The organism is Pseudomonas sp. JAI115 (assembly GCF_014200835.1).
Classification (GTDB): Bacteria; Pseudomonadota; Gammaproteobacteria; order Pseudomonadales; family Pseudomonadaceae; genus Aquipseudomonas; species Aquipseudomonas putida_A.
The window spans coordinates 108,159-127,098 of the sequence record NZ_JACHCY010000014.1 but is presented as its reverse complement, the minus strand read 5'-3'; the positions used below and the strand labels follow the sequence as shown (position 1 = coordinate 127,098).

The window sequence follows — 18,940 nt, the reverse complement described above, 5'->3', positions numbered from 1 at the left end:
AGCCTGGGATGACGTAACACTGGGTGTCTTTAAACGGCTCTGGCAAAACCTTAAACACGAGCGAGAAACTGACCGATGCGCGGCTTGAGCATTTCGATCGCGGTGATACGATCGTGGCGCGCCACCCACGCCAAAGAGCAGAATCGATCACCATGAAACCCAGTTTCGAAAAAATCCCCACCGAAGCCACTGCCTCGTGGACACTGCTGAACCGGCGTTTGCCGGAGGCGATTCCGTTCGAATGGCATCACCATCCCGAGTACGAGCTGACGCTGACCTTGAACAGTCGTGGCCATCGCTACATCGGTAATGATGTCGAGCCTTACGATGACGGCGATCTGATTCTGGTCGGACCGAATGTGCCACATAGCTGGTCGTCGGCGGAGCGGGTCGATGCCGGGCAACCGCATGTGGCGTTGGTGATCTGGTTTTCGGCGGCGTGGGCGGAGTCGCTGGTGACGTTGTTTCCGGAAATGGGATCGGTTCGGCAATTGCTCGCGGCGGCGCGGCAGGCATTGAGTTTCAGCGAGGCAGCGTCGCGGGAGATTCGGCCGCTGATCGAGGCGATGGTCGAGCAAGAGCCGTCCGAGCGTTTGATCGCATTGCTGACGGTGTTGAGCAAACTGAGGCGGGACGTCGATGCCTGGCGAATCCTGTCGGCGCCGGACTTGCAGGCTGGCACTCAGATTGTTGAAGACCCGCGCATCCATCGGGTTCTGGATTACGTGCATGGACACTACGCCGAAGCCATCAGCATTCCGGCGTTGGCCGAGATGGCGTGCGTCAGCGTGTCGGCGTTTCATCGAATGTTCCGTCGGCATACGCGCTGCACGGCGTTGGACTACATCGTACGGCTAAGAGTCGGACACGCCTGTGCGTTGTTGATGCAGGGGAATACGACGGTTTCGCTGATTGCCGAAGAGGTAGGGTACTCGTCGCTGGCGCTGTTCAATCGGCAGTTCAAGGCGTTGAAGGGGCTGACGCCTTCGGAGTTTCGGCGTCAGCACGGTCATCACTTTCAGTAAGCGGCGCGCCGCTACAACGCCACAATCGTATTACTCGACGCGGCAAATCAGGCTGCCGCCGCCACCCTCGGAAGTGGTCCCATACCTGCACCAACAATAAGGTCTGCAGGTCCCCCGATGAGCAAATACCAGGCATTCGAGAGCGCAACGCTTCCGGAGAACTACCGCGACAGCATCGTCAAAATGAAACGCACCTTGCGCGCGCAGATCGGCGATGTACAGGGGCTGTTCGCCGAGGTCAGTGAGTTTATTGCCGGCGAAATTGCGTCGATCAAAGTGCAGGAGGGGCAGACCGGGTCGGCCTGGCCGGTGCTGGAGTTCGCTGACATCGCCGGCGGCACAGTGACTGCCGAGCAGTTGGCGTTGATCAAGCGTCGCGGCTGCGTGGTGATCCGCAATCACTTCCCCCGCGAGCAGGTGCTGCAGTGGGACCAGGGCTTGCTGGATTACCTCGACAAGAATCGATTCGATGCGCTGTATCGCGGGCCGATTGACCAGTTTTTCGGCAATCTTGAGGCGTCGCGGCCGGAAATTTTTCCGATCTACTGGTCGGCGGCGCAAATGCAGCTGCGCCAGCATGAGCGGATGGGCACGGCGCAGGCGTTTCTCAATCGATTGTGGAAGACTCATTCGCACGGCCAGGACTGGTTCAACCCGGATATTAATGCGCTGTATCCGGATCGGGTGCGCCGACGTCCGCCGGGCACACACTCGAAAGGCCTTGGCCCGCACACCGATTCCGGGGCGCTGGAGCGCTGGCTGCATCCGGCGTATCTGAAAGTCTTCGACAACATCTACAGCAACGACTTCGCGGCCTACGACCCGTGGGATGCGGCGTTTCGTACCGAGGTGGATGAATACGCCTACAAGGACACGGTCAAGTGCTCGGCGTTTCGCACGTTTCAGGGCTGGACTGCGCTGTCGGACATGCAGGCCGATCAAGGCGTGCTGCACACCGTGCCGATCCCCAAGGCGATGGCCTACCTGCTGCTGCGGCCGCTACTTGATGACGTGCCCGAAGACGAGTTGTGTGGGGGGGCGCCGGGCAAGGTGCTGCCGGTGTCGGCGCAATGGCATCCGTTGTTGGTGGAGGGGCTGAGTGCGATTCCGGATGTGCAGGCCGGTGATTCGGTGTGGTGGCATTGCGATGTGATCCATGGCGTCGCGCCGGTGGAGAATCAGCAGGGCTGGGGCAACGTGATGTACGTGCCGGCGGCGCCGATGTGTCCGAAGAATCTGCGTTATGCGCGGGATGTGTTCAGGGCATTCGAGCAGGGCGCTTCGCCGGATGATTTTCCGCGTGAGGATTATGAGCGCTCGTGGGTGGAGCGTTTTCCTGTGGAGCGTCTGAATTCGCTGGGGCGTGCGGGGCTTGGGCTGGAGTAGGTGAGTTTGGGGTTTGGGGCAGGTCGCGGCCCATCGGGACGCTGCGATGTTTCGCTAAATCCTCTCACCACCGTTTTTTGTTTTGTCTGATTGAGCGGGGCGCCTTTCGGACAGCGAAACGCCCAAGGGTTTGGCACATCCTGAATGTTTAGGACGGCTTACTGCCTTGGGCGGGATGGGCGCAGATTGGTCGACGGCAATGCGAGGAGAAAGATAGAACTGCTTCGGAAAGCCTACAAGCCAGCCACTTCCGCAAAATTTGTAGGCAAATGCGCGGGCGCTTGTAGCCCCAATGTGGGGGTGATAACGGCCTGATATGAGTGGTTTGCCTGTTGGTGGTTGAAAACGGCCATGGCTAGGCGGTTTTTGAACTGGCGGCAGACTTGGGTTTTTCGCTGACTGGGCTGGCGTTTTCGCGAGCAAGCCCGCTCCCACAATGGTTTTGCGGTGTTCTGGAATGGTGTGGTCGGCGCAAAACCTGTAGGAGTGAGCCTGCTCGCGAAGGGGCATCCACGGTGTGTGGATTTATTCATCACCATTCTGGACACAGTGTTTGTCCAGCCGACCGATTTTTGCCGTGCGCTTGAACCCCTAACATCGTCTCCACTCCGTGAACAAACACGGTTCCCCACGAGACGGTGAACATCATGAAACTTGCAAAAATCGCTCTTCTTCTGGTCTTCGGTGGTATCGGCGCGCAAGCGTTTGCAGCTGACGAGACCGCGCAAGTCGAGGCCTACAACGCCGCCGCCCAAGCAGACATCGCCCACGTAGTGTCGATCTCCGAAGCGGCCAATCAGTGCGGCGCGGTGCCGGTGCAGATGACTTATGACGACTCGACCGGTGCACGGCATGTCGTGCAATACCAGGTGATGGGTAGCGGTTGTTCCAACGGTTGATGGTCGATGCCGGCGCTGGAGGGTCGACACTCCGGGTCTGCGGCACTAAGCGTTGGCAAGTTCCTTGGCGCCGGCCATGTCTTCATCGGATGCCAGCAGTTGCGGGATGGCGGTTTTCAGGAACTCCACCCAGGTCTTGATTTTGGCGTCGACGAATTTGCGCGACGGGTAGATCGCGAACAGGTTGTATTCCTCCAGGCGGTACTGCGGCAGTACCCGCACCAGCGTGCCTCCGACCAATCCTTCGACAGCTGATGCCAGCGGCTGAATGCCGATGCCCATGCCATTTTTGATCGCCGTGGCCATGCCGTCGGCGGTGTTGATGTGGAAGGGTGAGTCGGGGATATTCTGCGTTTCCATGCCTTGTGGCCCTTCGAACACCCAGTTTTCTGCGGGCATCACCGTGTTGACGATGCGCAGGCAGTCGTGCGCGGCGAGATCGGCGGGTGTGGCGGGGTGGCCGCGTTTGGCCAGGTACGCCGGCGAGGCGCAGAGGATGCTGTAAGTACTGCCCAGGCGTTGCGCGACGAAGCCGGAATCCGGTAGGTCGCGGGCGAGGACGATCGACATGTCGTAGCTTTCTTCGAGCAGATCGGGCAGGCGATTGCTCAGGGTCAGGTCGAACATCACCGTCGGGTGAATCTCGCGGTAGCGGGCGATCGCGTTGATCACGTAGTGGTTGCCGATGGCGGCCATGGCGTGGATCTTCAGACGTCCGACCGGCAAAGTCTGCGCGGTGCCGGCTTCGTCATCGGCCTCGCGCAGGTCATCGAGAATTTTCTCGGCGCGCTGCAAATAACGCACGCCGGCTTCGGTCAGGGCGAGGCGGCGGGTGGTGCGGTTGATCAAGCGCGTGTGCAGCCGGGCTTCGAGGCTGGAGACGGCTTTGGAGACGTTGGTCGTGGTGGTGTCGAGCACATTGGCCGCAGCGGTGAAGCTGCCGCTCTGGGCCACGGCGACGAAGCAGCGCAGGGTCTGAATGACGTCCATCGTTGTGGTTGGCTCTGTGGCTGGGATGGCCATTCTAGGGTTTGCCGTGGGTGGTGTTGCAAATGTTTGCGAACGAGGGGCGCGCGCATGGCGGGTGAAGGGCTTGAAGACATTCTGGCGCCGGGGCTTTCGGTGGTGTTCTGCGGAATCAATCCGGGATTGCTCGCGGCGGCGTATGCGGCGTTGACGGGGCAGAAGGTGGTGGCGCCAGCGTCGAAAATCTAAACACCACCACTGCGCAAAAAGTTGCGCAGTTGCTTCGCCAATTTCACCCGAGAATTCCCTTCAAGCCTCTCTAAATCAAGCCCTCCAGCCAAGTGCGCAAGAAGTTGCACAGTACTGCGCAACTTCTTGCGCACTTTTTTCTGTTTATCGAAGTTTAAAACGCCGGAACGCGAAGGTATTGCCGGCAAATCCTTGATTCGTAATGGCTAGATGATGGCTGGCACGGAATTTGATCTCTGAGCAGGCACCCGGGCAGGCAATGGTGCCTGTCGGTTGTGTATTTTCGAGCAAGGAGAGCATCCCCATGGCAACACCAGCGTACATGTCCGTCACTGGCGAAAAACAAGGTCTGATCACTGCCGGCGCGTTCACCGCCGACTCCGTGGGCAACACCTTCCAGGAAGGCCACGAAGACCAGGTCATGGTTCAGGCCTTCACCCACGACGTGATCATCCCGCGTGATCCGCAATCCGGTCAGCCAACCGGTCAGCGCGTGCACAAGCCAGTGGTCATCACCAAGGTCTACGACAAGGCTTCGCCTCTGCTGCAAGCGGCGCTGACTTCCGGCGAGCGCATGAGCGAAATCGTTATCCAGTGGTACCGCACTTCTGCTCAAGGTACTCAAGAGCACTACTACACCACCAAACTGGAAGACGCGATCATCGTCGCCATCAACAACAAGATGCACAACTGCCAGGACCCGTCGAACGCCCACTTCACCCACCTGGAAGAAGTGCAGTTCACCTACCGCAAAATCACCTGGACCCACGAAGTCTCCGGTACTTCGGGTTCCGATGACTGGCGTGCTCCAGTCGTTTAATCGCGACTGATGGTTGTACCGCCCCGGCCAGTGCGGCTGGCCGGGGCGGCTTTGACCTACAGAATTTTTTGCGTGCGCCACGCTTCATGGAATGGCGTCAGTCGCAGCATTGCGCGAGGAACAAGGGATGTTCTCACCGGCCAATCAGCCTCATTTCAATCTGACCATCGATGGCGCGGACAGCGATTTCCAGGTGCTGTCGTTCACCGGGAAAGAGGCGCTCAACACCCCCTTCGAGTTCGAGCTGGAACTGGTCAGTGAGAAAGCCTCGATCAACCTCGAAAGCCTGCTGCACAAACTCGCGTTCCTGCAGCTGTCGCCCAGCGGCACGGGGATTCACGGGCTGATCTACAGCATCGCCCAGGGCGAGGCCGGCAAGCGCCTGACCCGCTATAAAATCTCCCTGCGCCCGCAGCTGTCGTACCTCGCGCATCGGGTCAACCAGCGCATCTTCCAGCAGATGACCGTGCAACAGATCATCAGCAAGGTGCTGGAAGAACACGGCATTCTCGCCAGTGACTATCACTTCCAACTGAGCGCGATTTATCCGGAGCGCATCTACTGCGTGCAGTACGACGAAAGCGATCTGCATTTCGTCCAGCGCCTGTGTGAGGAGGAGGGGATTCACTACCACTTCCAGCACACCGCCAGCGGCCACAAACTGATGTTCGGCGATGACCAGACGGTGTTCCCGAAACTGGCGCCAGTGGCTTATCAGCAGGACTCCGGACTGGTCGCCGATCAACCAGTGGTCAAGCGTTTCGGCCTGCGTCTGGCGACCCGCACCAGCCGCACCACACGACGTGATTACGACTTCGTCAAACCGAAGATCGAGCTCGAAAGCGATGCCAAGAGTAGCGCCCAGCCGGATCTGGAGGATTACGATTACCCGGGGCGTTTCGTAGATCGCGAGCGCGGCAAGCACCTGGCCAATCGCGCACTGGAGCGCCATCGCAGCGACTATCGTCTGGCCGAGGGCAGCAGCGATCAGCCGATTCTGGTCAGCGGGCATTTCCTCGCCCTCACCGAACACGCCAACCCGACGTGGAACGATCTGTGGCTGCTGACCGAGATCTTCCATGAAGGCAAGCAGCCGCAAGTGCTCGAAGAGTCGGTGACCAGCGACACCACCGATAACAAGGACGATTTCCACCAGGGCTACCGCAACCGCTTCAATGCGATCCCGTGGGACGTGCCGTACCGGCCGCCGCTCGATCACCCGAAACCGAAAGTCCTCGGCACTCAGAGCGCCGTGGTCTGCGGCCCTGAAGGCGAAGAGATCTACTGCGATCAGTACGGTCGGGTGAAAGTGCAGTTCTTCTGGGATCGCGAAGGCGAGCACGACGACAAGACCAGTTGCTGGATGCGCGTGGCCTCGAACTGGGCTGCCGAAACCTTTGGCGCGATCAACATTCCGCGGGTCGGCATGGAGGTGTTGATCACCTTCCTCGAAGGCGATCCCGACCAGCCGCTGATCACCGGTTGCCTGTACCACGGCGCGAACCTGCCGCCTTACAAGCTGCCGGACTTCAAGACCCTGGCCACGGTCAAGAGCAAGGAATACAAGGGCAGCCGCGCCAACGAACTGCGCATCGACGACACCACCAGCGAGATCAGCATCGCGCTGCGCAGTGATCACGGCGCCAGTGCGATCAACCTCGGTTACCTGACCCACCCACGCCCGAGCGGCGGGCAGCCGCGTGGCGAAGGTTTCGAGTTGCGCACCGATCGCCATGGCGCGGTGCGTGCCGGCGCCGGCCTGCTGATCACCACCGAGCCGCGCCCGAACGAATCGAAGCACCACAAAGACCTGCCGGAAACCGCCGAGCGCCTCGCCACTGCGAGCGATCAGCAGGACGGTTTCGCCACTCAGGCCAAAGAGCTTCAGGCTCAGGAAGCCGGCGATCAGGACGATGTGGCCAAGGCCTTGCACGCGCAGCATCAAGGCGTACTCGGCAGTGGCCCGGCGAATATGACCGCCAATGAATTTCCGGAATTCACCGAGCCGCATCTGGTGCTCGCCAGCCCAGCGGGCATCGCCCTGACCACGCCGCGCTCCAGCCATATCGCCACCGGTGAACACCTGGCGCTGAGCAGCACCGGGCACACCAGTTTTTCCATCGGCAAACGCCTGCTGGCCAGCGCCAGCCGTGGCATGCGTCTGTTCGTGCAAAGCATGGGCTGGCGCCTGGTCGCGGCCTCCGGCGACATCGACGTCAAGGCCCTCAAGGACAGCATCAACCTGCTGGCCAAACTCAACATCACTGCCAATGCCGACCGCATCACCATCACCGCCAAGACCGAACTGGTGATCCAGGGCGGTGGCAGCGCCACCACCTACAACGCCGGCGGCATCACCCACGCCACTACGGGCCCGTACACCGCGCACGCGGCGAACTTCGCCTACACCGGGGCGAAAAGTCTGGCCGGGGTATTCCCGGAACCGCCGAAACCGGGCAAGGGCAATCTGGAACTGTTCAACCAGTACGCCGGGCGCCAAGGCATCAAGGAAGGCGACTACGAAGTCATCGACGCCCTGGGCAAAAGCATCAAGGGCAAGCTCGACGCCAAGGGTTTCGCCAGCGTTTCTGGCGCTGCACCAGGCCCCGCGCGTGTGTTGTTCGGCAAGGATCCGGCGGACACCTGGAGTGAGGGCAGCTACATCGGCAAAGCGGAATGGCCGCTAAAACCGCCAGCCACTGAAGACGTGCCGAGCCAGGTGCAGGCGATGGTTGCGCAGGTTCTGCCGAACAAGCACTGGGACATGCTGGAGAAGGGCAAGGAACTGGCGCAGAGCGGCATGGGCGCCATGCAGACCGCACAGGGCGCGATGCAGACGGCGCAGCAGGTGAAAGGGGCGGTGCAGGGCGGGGTGGCCGGGTTGCCGAAACTTGCCAGTGCGGCGCTGCCGAGTGCATCGAGCATCCTCGGCGCAGCGAGCAAGGCGGGCAAACTGCCAAGCCTCCCGGCCCCGTCCTTGCCCAAACCATCGCTCAAGACGCCTGGCCTGCTGAATGGGGAGGTGCTCTCATGACTGAGACAGCCGTTGCCAAGAACCGCGAGCCGCAGGTCGCGATCGTTCCGCTCAACACGCTGGACGTGCAGGACGTAGGTCGTGGTGCCGCCGGGTTTGATGCCTGGCTGCGATCCATCAGCGGTGGTGTCGTCACGCTCGATCGAATCAAAGGAGTTGCCGGGTCGCTGCCGGTTGTCGGCAACATCATGGCGCTGGTCGATGCGCTGGGCGATATCGTCACGCTTACCAGAAGCAAGCAGCGGGAGTTGCTTGATTGGGTCAGCCTGGGGATCAACCTGATCGGTGTTTTACCTGCGCCTCCGACGATGGCAGCTGCTCGTATGAGTTTGCGCCCGACCTTGTTTCTGGTACGTCAGGAATTGCGTAACAGCGTCAAGATGCTGTTGGGCGATTCGATGATCGAAGTGCTGGTCGGGCATTTGAACGCAACCATCGTCGGCACGATCGATGACTTCGTGAAACAGGCTCAAGGCAAACTCTCGGGCATTCTCGCCGATGCAGGAAAACTCGGCGAAAGCGCAGTCACCGAAATTGCCAAGGGTCTTGAGGCCGTTGTAAATGGCAAGCTTGATTCAAAAGGCGATGCGCGCGCGGCTGGACAAAAGATCACGGCGGCGGGCAATCAACTGCTCAGCGATCCCAAAGCGGCGATCAGTAATATCTTCGGGGCGGCATTCAGTGCCTACAAAGCCGTGGGTAAAGGGGTTGCCAACAGCGCGGCGAAGAATCTTCTGCCGGATCAGGCCAAAAAACTGGTGATGACGCACACCGGTTCATTGAGAGCGATGGGGCCTGAGATCAAAACCCAATTGAGCAAGTTGGGTGACCCGGGAACGCGTCACACGATTGGTTGGTTGTTGCAAATGCTCAGCGGTGCTGTGTTGACGTGGCGCAAGCGTCGTGGGCATGGACAGAGTGCCAGCGTTAAACCCAACGCCACCAGTAAGGCTCAGAACAAGGCAGGTGAAGGACGACTCGAGGCCAGCAGCCATCAGGCTCCTGCGAACGCCAACGCCAATGGCAAAAAAAATGGTGCTTGTGCGGGTACTTGCAACAGCATCAGTTTTGCGTTGGGATCCGAGTCACTGAGCCATACCGATTTCAGCCTGCCGGGTCCATTTCCTATCGAGTGGGTGCGCACCTACAGCTCCCGGTTCGATGCTTTTGACAATGGCGAATTAGGGGCACGGTGGGTAACAGAGTTTACGACCCGATTCGACTGCAAGGACGATGGACTGGTTTTTTTTGGAGCCGATGGTCGTAGCATCGATTTCCCCCTGCCCAAGCCAGGCCTCTTTCACTATGACCCCGTTGAAAATCTCACGCTGGTTCGTTCCGCTGAGGATCAACTGCTCGTTTGCTTCGGTTTCGAGCGCAAGGAAACCTATGTCCGTCGTGGTCGTTCCTTTTGGCTGACGGATGTCAAAATGCGCAGTGGTGCCGGGCTGATGCTGCATTACGAGCATCGTCATGGGGACGCCCTCGTATTATCCGACCTGATCACCTATCAAGGTGACGTCACGAAAGTCCACTTGCACGTCGGAACGCTGCTTGATGATCAAGGACGCTTGACCGGTCTCTGGGAGATTCGTGACGGCGCGCCTGTACGGCAATTGTGCCATTACCAATACGACCTCCATGGCGACTTGATCCAGGCGCAGGATGAAAACGGTGCGGCCTGGAGTTATCAGTATCAGCATCACCTCCTGACTCGGTATACCGATCGCACCGGCCGCGGTTTAAATCTGCAGTGGGATGGCCACACATCGCACGCCAGGGCTGTGCGCGAGTGGGCGGATGACGGCAGTTTCGATACTCGCCTTGAATGGGACGAAAACATCCGTCTGACTTACGTCACTGATGCCCATGGCAACGAGACTTGGCATTACTACGACATCAAGGGCTACACCTACCGGATTCGCTATGCCGATGAACGTTCAGAGTGGTTCTTTCGCGATGATGCGAAGAACGTGATTCGTCACGTTCATACAGATGGCACCACTGATCGCTACAGCTATGACGAGCGCGGTAATTTGCTCGAGCACATCAGCCCCGACGGCAGTGTCGCTCACTACGCCTACGATGATCTCAACCAACTGATCAAGGTCAGTGATGCAGAAGGCGGTCAGTGGCAACGAGCTTACGATGATGCCGGCAATCTGGTGGAGTCAGTCGATCCGCTTGGGAACAAGACTGAGTACGCCTATGACAAAGCAGGTCAGTTGATCGCTATCAAGGATGCAATTGGCAACGAGAAAACGCTTGAGTACAACGTTGCCGGTCAGCTTCTCAAATATACCGATTGCTCCGGCAAGACCAGCGAATGGGAATACAACGATCGCGGTCAGATGATCTGCTTTACCGATGCAGCGGGGCAAAGCACCGAATATCAGTACAAGGCCGGGCATGTCGCCTTGATAACGCATCCGGATAAAACCGAGGAGCGATTCGAGCGTGATGCCGAAGGGCGTCTGCTCGCTCATGTTAACGGTCTGGATCGCTGTACGACGTGGAGCTATAACGCGGCCGGTCTGGTTGCCGAGCGAGTAGACGCCTGCGAGCAAACGCTTCGTTACCGTTGGGACCTGCTAGGCCGTTTGATAGCACTCGAAAACGAAAACGAGCAGCGCACCCGGTTTCACTATGATCCTGTCGGAAGATTGCTTGAGGAAAAAGGCTTCGACGGTCTTGCCACACGCTATCAATACGACGCTGAGAGCGGGCGGTTGGCGAGCGCCATCAGCGGTGAGCGCATCATTTCGATGGCGTTTGACCCAATGGGGCGGCTTGTTGAACGCCATGCGAGCCTGGGCAATGCGACTCAAAGCGAATCCTTTGCGTATGACGGTAATGGCAACATGGTTTTGGCCACGAACGACCAGAGCCGGTTGCTGTGGTTTTATGATTCGGCCGGTAATCTGATCAGAGAGCACCAGCATTATCAGAATCTGGATACACCGCTCGTTGCCATCTGGAGGCATGAGTACGATGCCCTCAATCAGTGTGTCGCCACGACTCGTCCGGATGGCCATCGGGTGAGTTGGTTGACGTACGGCAGTGGGCATTTGCTCGCGTTAAAACTGGATGATCACGAACTGGTCGGCTATGAGCGAGATGATTTACATCGCGAAGTCGCTCGTTATCAAGGGAATCGCCTGCGCCAGACGCAAAAGTGGGATCCGGCAGGGCGGCTACAGGAGCAACTGCTCGGCCGAAGCGATGACAATTCGACGTTGCTCAAACGCCAGTACCAATATGATGCTGTCGGCCAGTTGACCGAGCTGAACGATACTCGTCGCGGACCGCTTACCTACCGTTATGATCCGGTCGGGCGACTGATCAGCGCAGCAAGTCGCCTCGGCGTTGAAAACTTCGCGTTCGATCCTGCCAGCAACCTGCTGGACGAGAAGGTGACAGAAGTGCGCCGGCCTCTTGATCAGGCCCCGACACGTAGTCGGTTGGTAGACAATCTTTTACGTGAGTACGTCGGTACCCATTACGAGTACGACGATCATGGCAATCAGACGTTGCGTTGGCACAATGGTCAACGCAGTCGATTGCAATGGGACCTGTTCGATAGGTTGGTGCATTTTGAGGATGATCGTCTTTCGGTCAGATACGCCTACGATGCCTTGGGTCGCCGGTTGTATAAGCACTCGACAGCCCATTATGTGAACCGTCCTGAAGCAGGTTCGCACTGGAATAAAAATGAGCAGGGGCGCATTCAGCGCTTGCTTGGCTGTGGCTTGACCTTGTACGGGTGGGACGGGGACAACCTTTCCTGGGAAAGCAGTCCCGCCCCTATTGATGGGGGGACAGGTCGCACCGTCCATTACGTTTATGAGCCCGGCACATTCGTACCGGTGGCTCAAGCCCTCACACACGCCTCGATTGATCTGTTGAGTCAGCCTGAATATGTCGGCGGCGACAATCTTGAAGATGATCCGCTGTGGAGTCACGCTCCTGAAGCACAACCGTTCGATGCCCTGGCCTGGTATCAGTGTGACCATTTAGGCACACCATTGGAACTTACCGATCAAGACGGTGAGATCGCCTGGAGCGCTCAATACAAAGCATGGGGGCAGGTGAAAGAACAGACATCAGCCTCGGCAGTGCGGCGCGGGCTGACTAATCCCATTCGTTTCCAGGGTCAGTACCACGATCACGAAACAGGCTTGCACTACAACCGCTACAGGTACTACGACCCCCATGTAGGTCGCTTCATCTCGAAAGACCCGATAGGTCTGATGGGCGGTATCAACCTTCATCAATACGCGCCTAACCCGACGCAGTGGGTGGACCCTTTAGGTCTGGTCAGAAAACCGCCATCCAAGCGCGCGCTGAAGGACGGTGCTGGAGCCTCCGCTAAAGACATCGCTGCGAGCAAGGTCGGCGGCGGTAGTCGGAAAGGACAAGCGGCATGTCGCAAAAAACTTATTGCCAAAAGCAAACCGGTGGGTGTGTACAAGTGCTGGCGGTGCGGGCATACCTCTAGCAATCCTGATGACATGCACTTGGGGCATAAAAATGTGGCGACCTCGAATGGCGGCAACCTGGCCGATGTCAACGTAGATCTTGAGGGCGCATCGTGTAACCTGAGTGCTGGAAACAGCGGTTACGTGAAAGAAGGGATGTCGTGTGTCGAACGTGGAAGTTGTGGAGCGCCATATGGACGATAAAGAATTGCCTGTTCTGATTGAGGTGTTTGTATCAGATGACGATGGCCCTGTATTCGAGGAGCTCCCTGCAATCGCGATGGGGCAGGATACTTATCAGCTGCTGTCCTCACCTGGTCTTGCGTTGAATTTGGCTCGAGGTGATGTCATCTCGATAAAAAACAAAAACACCCACGCTGAAGTCCTGAAGCGCGGAGGGAATTTTTGTATTCATATCTACGCCGACTACATCCCCGAGGACGTCATTGCACAACTGGAAACTGATGTCGGCAATGAACTGGGTGGAACGCTGGATGGTGTTTTCGAAGGCAACCTGTCACTGGCTGTGCCGTCAAGCAATGGCATGGACAGCATCAATGCGTTTTTTGATCGGTTCCGCGAGAAAACCGGACTCGAATGGTATTACGCCAATATCTATAAAAACATTGATGATGAAGATGATGAAACGCTGCTCAATTGGTGGTTGCAGAGCTGACTGATAGACCAGCAGACGGCAGGTTCACGAGACCAGGATCAAGTCAAAGGAGTGACAACATGAAAGACGCCATTCGCTTGGGCGACGCCACCACCCACGGTGGCAAGGTGCTCGAAGCCTTCTCCCAAACCGATCTCAACGGCAAGCCTGTTGCCGGAGTCGGTCACAAGGTCAGCTGTCCACTGTGCAAAGGGGTTTTCCCGATTGCAGAGGGCAGCAGCACCTACACCGTTGATGGCACGCCCATCGCTCTGGACGGTATGAAAACCGCTTGCGGCGCTGCGCTGATTGCAAGCGGCCCGAAAGGGGCTGTGATCAGTTGAATCAACATGTACCGCATCGGCATATGCCGGGCATCACCTGATGTTTGTTGCATGAGTGTTGGCAGGCCCAGGCCATCAATCATTTCTTTAAAGTCTCGAACTATCTTACGGATGAGATGCAGTCATGACGACTGAAACGCCTGTCGCGAAAGTACGTGAACCTCAAGTGGCGATCGTTCCGCTCAACACCATTGACATCAAGGATGTCGGACGCGGTGCAGCCAGATTCGATGCCTGGCTGCAATCGATCAGTGGTGGAGTAGTCACTCTTGAGCGCGTCAAGAACGTTGCCGGAGCGTTGCCGGTGGTGGGCAACATCATGGCCTTGGTGGATGCGCTCGGAGACATTGTTGTCCTTGCCAAAAGCAAGCAACGCCAGATTCTGGACTGGGTCAGCCTGGGTATCAATCTGATCGGTGTTTTACCGGCCCCACCCACAATGGCCTCGGCGCGTATGACCTTGCGTCCGACCTTGTCACTGGTGCGTCAAGAACTTCGTAACAGCGCCAAGATGCTGCTGGGCGATTCGCTGATCGAAGTCCTGATCGGACATTTGAATGCCACCATTGTCGGTACGATCGATGACTTTGTAGAGCAGGCCAAGCCGAAGCTGGCTGAAATACTCGACAACGGCGGCAAGCTTGGCCAGAACGCGGTCAACGAAATCGCCAAGGGACTGGAAACGGTGGTCAACGGCGAGCTTGATGCAAAAGGCGACATGAAGTCGGCGAGTGCCAAGATGAGTGCGGCCGGAGGTCAGTTGTTGCATGACCCGAAGGCAGCCATCAGTAATATTTTCGGCGCAGCCTTCAGCGCCTACAAGGCTGCCGGTAAAGGTGTTGCCAACAGTGCGGCAAAGAATCTGTTGCCGGACAGTGCCAAGGCTTTGGTGCTGAGCAATACCGGCATGCTTCGTACTATGGGTGTGGAGTTGCGCACTCAAATGAACAAGCTGGGTGATCCGGCTGTTCAGCATTCAATCGGTTGGCTGCTGCAGATGTTGGCAGGTTCTGTTATGAGCTGGCGCAAGCGTCGAGCACATGGTCAAGGGGCCAGCGTCAAGCCGGATACTACTTCAAAGACTCAGCACAGGGCTGGAGAGGGGCGGCTTGAAGCCAGCAGCCAACAAGCGCCAGCGACGCATAACTGCAAAACATGTAAAAACGGCGTCATGCCGGGCACGGCGCATAGCATCAGTTTTGCCCTGGGCTCTGAATCGCTGAGCCATACGGATTTCAACCTGCCTGGTGCATTCCCTCTCGAGTGGACACGCACCTACTGTTCGCGTCTGGATGCGTATGACGCCAGCGAGATGGGCGCCCGCTGGATTACGTCGTTGACTACCCGTTTTGACTGCGTTGGCGGGAGTCTGGTGTTCCATGACGCTGATGGTCGCAGCCACGACTATGTGCTGCCCGAGACAGGGCAGACTCACTACGATGCCATTGAAAACATGACGCTGGTACGGGTGACCGATGACCAGCTTCTGTTGTGCAGAGGGTTTGAACGCAAGGAAACCTATCTGCGTCGTGGACAACGTTTCGTGCTGGTCGGCGTGGTTTTGCGCAACGGTGCGGGAATCATGCTGCACTACGAGCATCGCCACGAAGGAATACCGGTGCTGTCCGACCTGATTACCTATCAGGGTGATATGGCCGACGTCAGATATCACCTCGGCACCCTGCTTGATGAGCACGGTCGCGTAAAGGGGCTTTGGCTGATCAGCGACGGTGTTCCTCAGCGTCAACTGTGTGCCTATCACTACGACAGTGTCGGTGATTTGATTCAGGCTCAGGACGAGAACGGTGCGGCCTGGAGCTATGAGTACCAGCATCATCTTATCCGTCGTTACACCGATCGGACCGGACGGGGCATGAATCTGGAATGGCAGGGCACAGGCGCTGATGCGCGGGCCGTTCGCGAGTGGGCAGACGACGACAGTTTCGATACGCGCCTTGAGTGGGACGAGAATATTCGCCTGACCTATGTCACCGATGCCTACGGTAACGAAACCTGGCACTACTACGACATTCTTGGTTATACGTACCGCATTCGCCATCCGGATGAACGTTCCGAATGGTTGTTCCGTGACGAAGCGAAAAACCTGATTCGACACGTACATGCTGACGGCACAACTGATCGCTTCATCTACGACGCGCGTGGCAACGTCGTCGAACATTTGCGTGCCGACGACAGCGTGCTGCATTTTGCCTACGACGATCTGGATCAACTGATCAAGACCAGCGATGCAGAAGGGGGGCAGTGGCAGCGTGCTTATGACGATCATGGCAACCTTGTGGAAGCAGTCGACCCCCTTGGTAACGTAACGGAGTTTGCCTACAGCGTGGCAGGGTTGCCGACAGCGATCAAAGACGCCGCCGGCAATGAGAAGAAGCTCGACTACAACGATGCCGGTCAACTGATCGAGTATGTCGACTGCTCAGGAAAGACCAGGGCCTGGGAGTACAACGAACTCGGACAGATGATCTGTTCTACCGACGCGGCCGGCCAGAGTACCGAGTACGGGTATCGACTGGGCCATCTGGCCTGGATCAGGCACCCGGACAAGTCCGAGGAATATTTTGAACGAGACGCTGAAGCCCGGTTGCTCGCGCACACGGATCGTCTTGGCCGCTGCACTACCTGGAAATATACAGCTGCCGGTCTTGTAGCCGAGCGCATCGATGCTGATGAGCATACATTGGTCTACCGCTGGGATCGTCTCGGGCGCTTGCAGGCGCTGGACAACGAAAACGAGAGCCGGGCGCATTTCCTCTACGACCCGATAGGTCGCCTGCTGGAAGAAAAGAGCTTTGATGGTCGTATCACCCGCTATCGGTATGATTCTGATACGGGCCATTTGAGTCATATCGTCAACGGCGAGCGTGTGATTTGCGTGAGCTTTGATGCCATGGGACGCCTGATTGAGCGGCGCGCCAGTCAAGGTGAGAAATCGCAAAGCGAGCGCTTCATTTATGACGGCAACGGTAACCTGATTGAAGCCGCCAACTCAGACAGTCGTTTACAGTGGTTTCACGACCTGGCCGGCAATGTGCTGCGCGAGCATCAGCATTACCTTGGGCTGGACCAGCCCCCGGTAGTTGGCGTGTGGCAGCACGAGTACGATGTGCTCAACAATCGGGTCGCGACAGTTCGTCCGGACGGGCACCGTGTCAGCTGGCTCACCTATGGCAGCGGTCATTTGTTGGGGCTACGCCTGGACGAGCACGAGCTGATTGGCCTGGAGCGCGACGACCTTCATCGTGAGATTGTCCGGCATCAGGGCAACCACCTGCAGCAGACGCAAAAGTGGGATTCTGCCGGTCGTTTGCAGGAGCAGGTGCTGGGACGCAGTGAGGACGGTGCGACGCTTGTCAAACGGACATATCAATACGATGCCGCTGGTCAACTGACTGCGATCAACGATACCCGAAGAGGCGCGATTTCATACCGTTACGATCCTCTCGGTCGACTGTTGGAAGCAGCGACACGACAGGTGGTTGAAACATTCACCTTTGACCCGGCCAGTAATCTGCTTGATGAAAAGGCGAGTGAAATTCGACGACCACTGGACCGGTCTCCGCGCCAGGAGAGGCAGGTAGACAACCTGCTACACGAGTACGAAGGTAATCAGTTCACATACGATGAGCGCGGCAACCTGGTCGAGCGTCTGCAAAACAATCAGCGGAGCTTCCTGCAATGGGATCTGTTTGACCGTTTGGTGCGATTTGAAGATCAACGCTTGTCGGTTGAATTCGCCTATGACGCTCTTGGACGTCGTCTTCACAAAAACTCTGTCGCCCATTCCAAGGGGCGTCCCGAGGCGGGGTCGCACTGGAACCGGAACGAGCATGCACGCATACAGCGTGAGTACGGCTGTGGCTTCACGCTCTACGGCTGGGACGGTAACCGACTTGCCTGGGAAAGCAGTGCCACGCAACTGGATGGCGGTGCCGGACGCACGGTGCACTACATTTTCGAGCCCGGTAGTTTCGCTCCTGTAGCACAGGCCATACGACATGCCCCGATTACACTGACGAATCAGCCTGAGTATCAGGGAGAGTACAGCCTGGATGACGATCCGTTATGGAATCGCAAGGTCACGGTTCAGCCAATTGACGTTTTGCTCTGGTATCAGTGCGATCACCTGGGTACGCCTCAGGAACTGACCGACTCTGAGGGGCAGTTGGTCTGGACGGCTCAGTACAAGGCATGGGGGGCGATATCGGAGCAGCGATCGCAATCGGCCCGACAAAGTGATGTGAGAAATCCTATAAGATTTCCGGGGCAGTACCATGATCATGAGACCGGGCTGCATTACAACCGGCATCGTTACTATGACCCGGCGGTGGGGCGATTCGTCAGCCAGGATCCGATCGGTTATGCGGGCGGTCTGAATCTCTACACCTATGGTCCGAACCCTACAGGGTGGGTGGATCCGATGGGCCTGACGGGGGTCGATGTCTATCGGGCCATGAAAACCGACGAAAAAGGGAAGCCCATTGCTGACTCGACCGCGCGTGGCCTAGGGGTACGTCCTGTCGATATTCCAGTTGATAAAGATGGGAACGTTCATCCCAATACCGGTGGGATGTCCGTAGCGCCGGATACTCCGCAAAACCTGCCGGATCATCGGCGCCCCTCCACGTTACCCGGCGGAACCGGCAAAGACAGCGCCTGCAAATTGAATACCGCTTCACTTCCGGAAAGTCTTCGTTACGTGCAAGACAAAAAAACTCACGGAACCATTCAGCCTAGTAAGGCCATGCCACTTTCTGATTACCAGAAGGCACTAGGGTCGACGGCTGAGCATTGGGAGAAACAATGATGAAAACGCTTGATAAACCGTTGGACGATGAACTGTCCGGCGCATTGAGGAGGGGGGATGATCTTCTTTCGATACGGGAAATCCTGCTGAAGTATCGAGATAAGGGTTTTTCGGCTATATCGGTTAATGAACTGTTGGGGTCAATGCGCGGTGATGCCGATGAAGAGTTGGAGGATCGGATTCTGGAGGTGATGGATATCGTTACCGGGTTTTGTGCGCCAGCTCTGGAAGTCTGGTAAGCGGCGGGTTTGGAATT

11 protein-coding genes and 1 pseudogene are annotated in these 18,940 nt (G+C 57.7%); 11 read left to right on the top strand and 1 reads right to left on the bottom strand.

Features of this window, described 5'->3' with window-relative positions; genetic code table 11:
* Nucleotides 1–152: 152 nt before the first annotated feature.
* From HDC30_RS23865 to HDC30_RS23855, 3 genes are all read left to right on the top strand, one after another.
* Nucleotides 153–1,025, top strand: coding sequence for an AraC family transcriptional regulator (locus HDC30_RS23865; RefSeq protein ID WP_183785339.1), 873 nt, complete (start codon nucleotides 153–155; stop codon nucleotides 1,023–1,025).
* Nucleotides 1,026–1,142: 117 nt separating this feature from the next.
* The gene (locus HDC30_RS23860; protein WP_183785337.1) at nucleotides 1,143–2,411 is read left to right on the top strand and encodes a DUF1479 domain-containing protein; all 1,269 of its coding nucleotides are present in this window, start codon (nucleotides 1,143–1,145) and stop codon (nucleotides 2,409–2,411) included.
* A gap of 647 nt (nucleotides 2,412–3,058) precedes the next feature.
* Nucleotides 3,059–3,310 (top strand): DUF2790 domain-containing protein, encoded by a 252-nt coding sequence (locus HDC30_RS23855; RefSeq protein WP_027613803.1) that lies wholly within the window; start codon nucleotides 3,059–3,061, stop codon nucleotides 3,308–3,310.
* Nucleotides 3,311–3,355: 45 nt separating this feature from the next.
* Here HDC30_RS23855 and HDC30_RS23850 read toward each other — a convergent pair whose 3' ends face one another.
* A complete protein-coding gene (locus HDC30_RS23850) occupies nucleotides 3,356–4,300 on the bottom strand; it encodes a LysR family transcriptional regulator (protein ID WP_183785335.1) in 945 nt (314 codons plus the stop codon).
* An 87-nt stretch (nucleotides 4,301–4,387) separates the two neighbouring features.
* Here HDC30_RS23850 and HDC30_RS23845 point away from each other — a divergent pair.
* The 8 genes and pseudogenes from HDC30_RS23845 to HDC30_RS23810 form a co-directional block, all read left to right on the top strand.
* Nucleotides 4,388–4,474: pseudogene (locus HDC30_RS23845) on the top strand (G/U mismatch-specific DNA glycosylase); the annotation flags it as partial.
* Between the two features lie 355 nt (nucleotides 4,475–4,829).
* Nucleotides 4,830–5,345 (top strand): Hcp family type VI secretion system effector, encoded by a 516-nt coding sequence (locus HDC30_RS23840; RefSeq protein WP_027613808.1) that lies wholly within the window; start codon nucleotides 4,830–4,832, stop codon nucleotides 5,343–5,345.
* 127 nt (nucleotides 5,346–5,472) lie between these two features.
* A complete protein-coding gene (locus HDC30_RS23835) occupies nucleotides 5,473–8,379 on the top strand; it encodes a type VI secretion system tip protein VgrG (protein WP_183785333.1) in 2,907 nt (968 codons plus the stop codon).
* Nucleotides 8,376–13,061, top strand: coding sequence for an RHS repeat-associated core domain-containing protein (locus tag HDC30_RS23830; RefSeq protein ID WP_183785331.1), 4,686 nt, complete (start codon nucleotides 8,376–8,378; stop codon nucleotides 13,059–13,061). The genes HDC30_RS23835 and HDC30_RS23830 overlap by 4 nt, the downstream gene beginning before the upstream one ends.
* Nucleotides 13,051–13,533, top strand: a complete 483-nt coding sequence (locus tag HDC30_RS23825; RefSeq protein WP_097089968.1) for a DUF4265 domain-containing protein — start codon at nucleotides 13,051–13,053, stop codon at nucleotides 13,531–13,533. The genes HDC30_RS23830 and HDC30_RS23825 overlap by 11 nt, the downstream gene beginning before the upstream one ends.
* A gap of 59 nt (nucleotides 13,534–13,592) precedes the next feature.
* A complete protein-coding gene (locus tag HDC30_RS23820) occupies nucleotides 13,593–13,856 on the top strand; it encodes a PAAR domain-containing protein (protein ID WP_097089969.1) in 264 nt (87 codons plus the stop codon).
* Nucleotides 13,857–13,980: 124 nt separating this feature from the next.
* On the top strand, nucleotides 13,981–18,684 hold the full coding sequence (locus HDC30_RS23815; RefSeq protein ID WP_183785329.1) for an RHS repeat-associated core domain-containing protein: 4,704 nt from the start codon (nucleotides 13,981–13,983) through the stop codon (nucleotides 18,682–18,684).
* Nucleotides 18,684–18,923 (top strand): hypothetical protein, encoded by a 240-nt coding sequence (locus HDC30_RS23810; protein ID WP_238547102.1) that lies wholly within the window; start codon nucleotides 18,684–18,686, stop codon nucleotides 18,921–18,923. Before HDC30_RS23815 ends, HDC30_RS23810 begins: the two co-directional genes overlap by 1 nt.
* The last annotated feature ends 17 nt before the right edge of the window (nucleotides 18,924–18,940 follow it).

Excerpts from the sequence above, each read along its gene's own strand:
- HDC30_RS23865 (WP_183785339.1), top strand. The coding sequence starts at position 153 with ATGAAACCCAGTTTCGAAAAAATCCCCACCGAAGCCACTGCCTCGTGG.
- HDC30_RS23860 (WP_183785337.1), top strand. The coding sequence starts at position 1,143 with ATGAGCAAATACCAGGCATTCGAGAGCGCAACGCTTCCGGAGAACTAC.
- HDC30_RS23855 (WP_027613803.1), top strand. The coding sequence starts at position 3,059 with ATGAAACTTGCAAAAATCGCTCTTCTTCTGGTCTTCGGTGGTATCGGC.
- HDC30_RS23850 (WP_183785335.1), bottom strand. The coding sequence starts at position 4,300 with ATGGACGTCATTCAGACCCTGCGCTGCTTCGTCGCCGTGGCCCAGAGC.
- HDC30_RS23840 (WP_027613808.1), top strand. The coding sequence starts at position 4,830 with ATGGCAACACCAGCGTACATGTCCGTCACTGGCGAAAAACAAGGTCTG.
- HDC30_RS23835 (WP_183785333.1), top strand. The coding sequence starts at position 5,473 with ATGTTCTCACCGGCCAATCAGCCTCATTTCAATCTGACCATCGATGGC.
- HDC30_RS23830 (WP_183785331.1), top strand. The coding sequence starts at position 8,376 with ATGACTGAGACAGCCGTTGCCAAGAACCGCGAGCCGCAGGTCGCGATC.
- HDC30_RS23825 (WP_097089968.1), top strand. The coding sequence starts at position 13,051 with ATGGACGATAAAGAATTGCCTGTTCTGATTGAGGTGTTTGTATCAGAT.
- HDC30_RS23820 (WP_097089969.1), top strand. The coding sequence starts at position 13,593 with ATGAAAGACGCCATTCGCTTGGGCGACGCCACCACCCACGGTGGCAAG.
- HDC30_RS23815 (WP_183785329.1), top strand. The coding sequence starts at position 13,981 with ATGACGACTGAAACGCCTGTCGCGAAAGTACGTGAACCTCAAGTGGCG.
- HDC30_RS23810 (WP_238547102.1), top strand. The coding sequence starts at position 18,684 with ATGAAAACGCTTGATAAACCGTTGGACGATGAACTGTCCGGCGCATTG.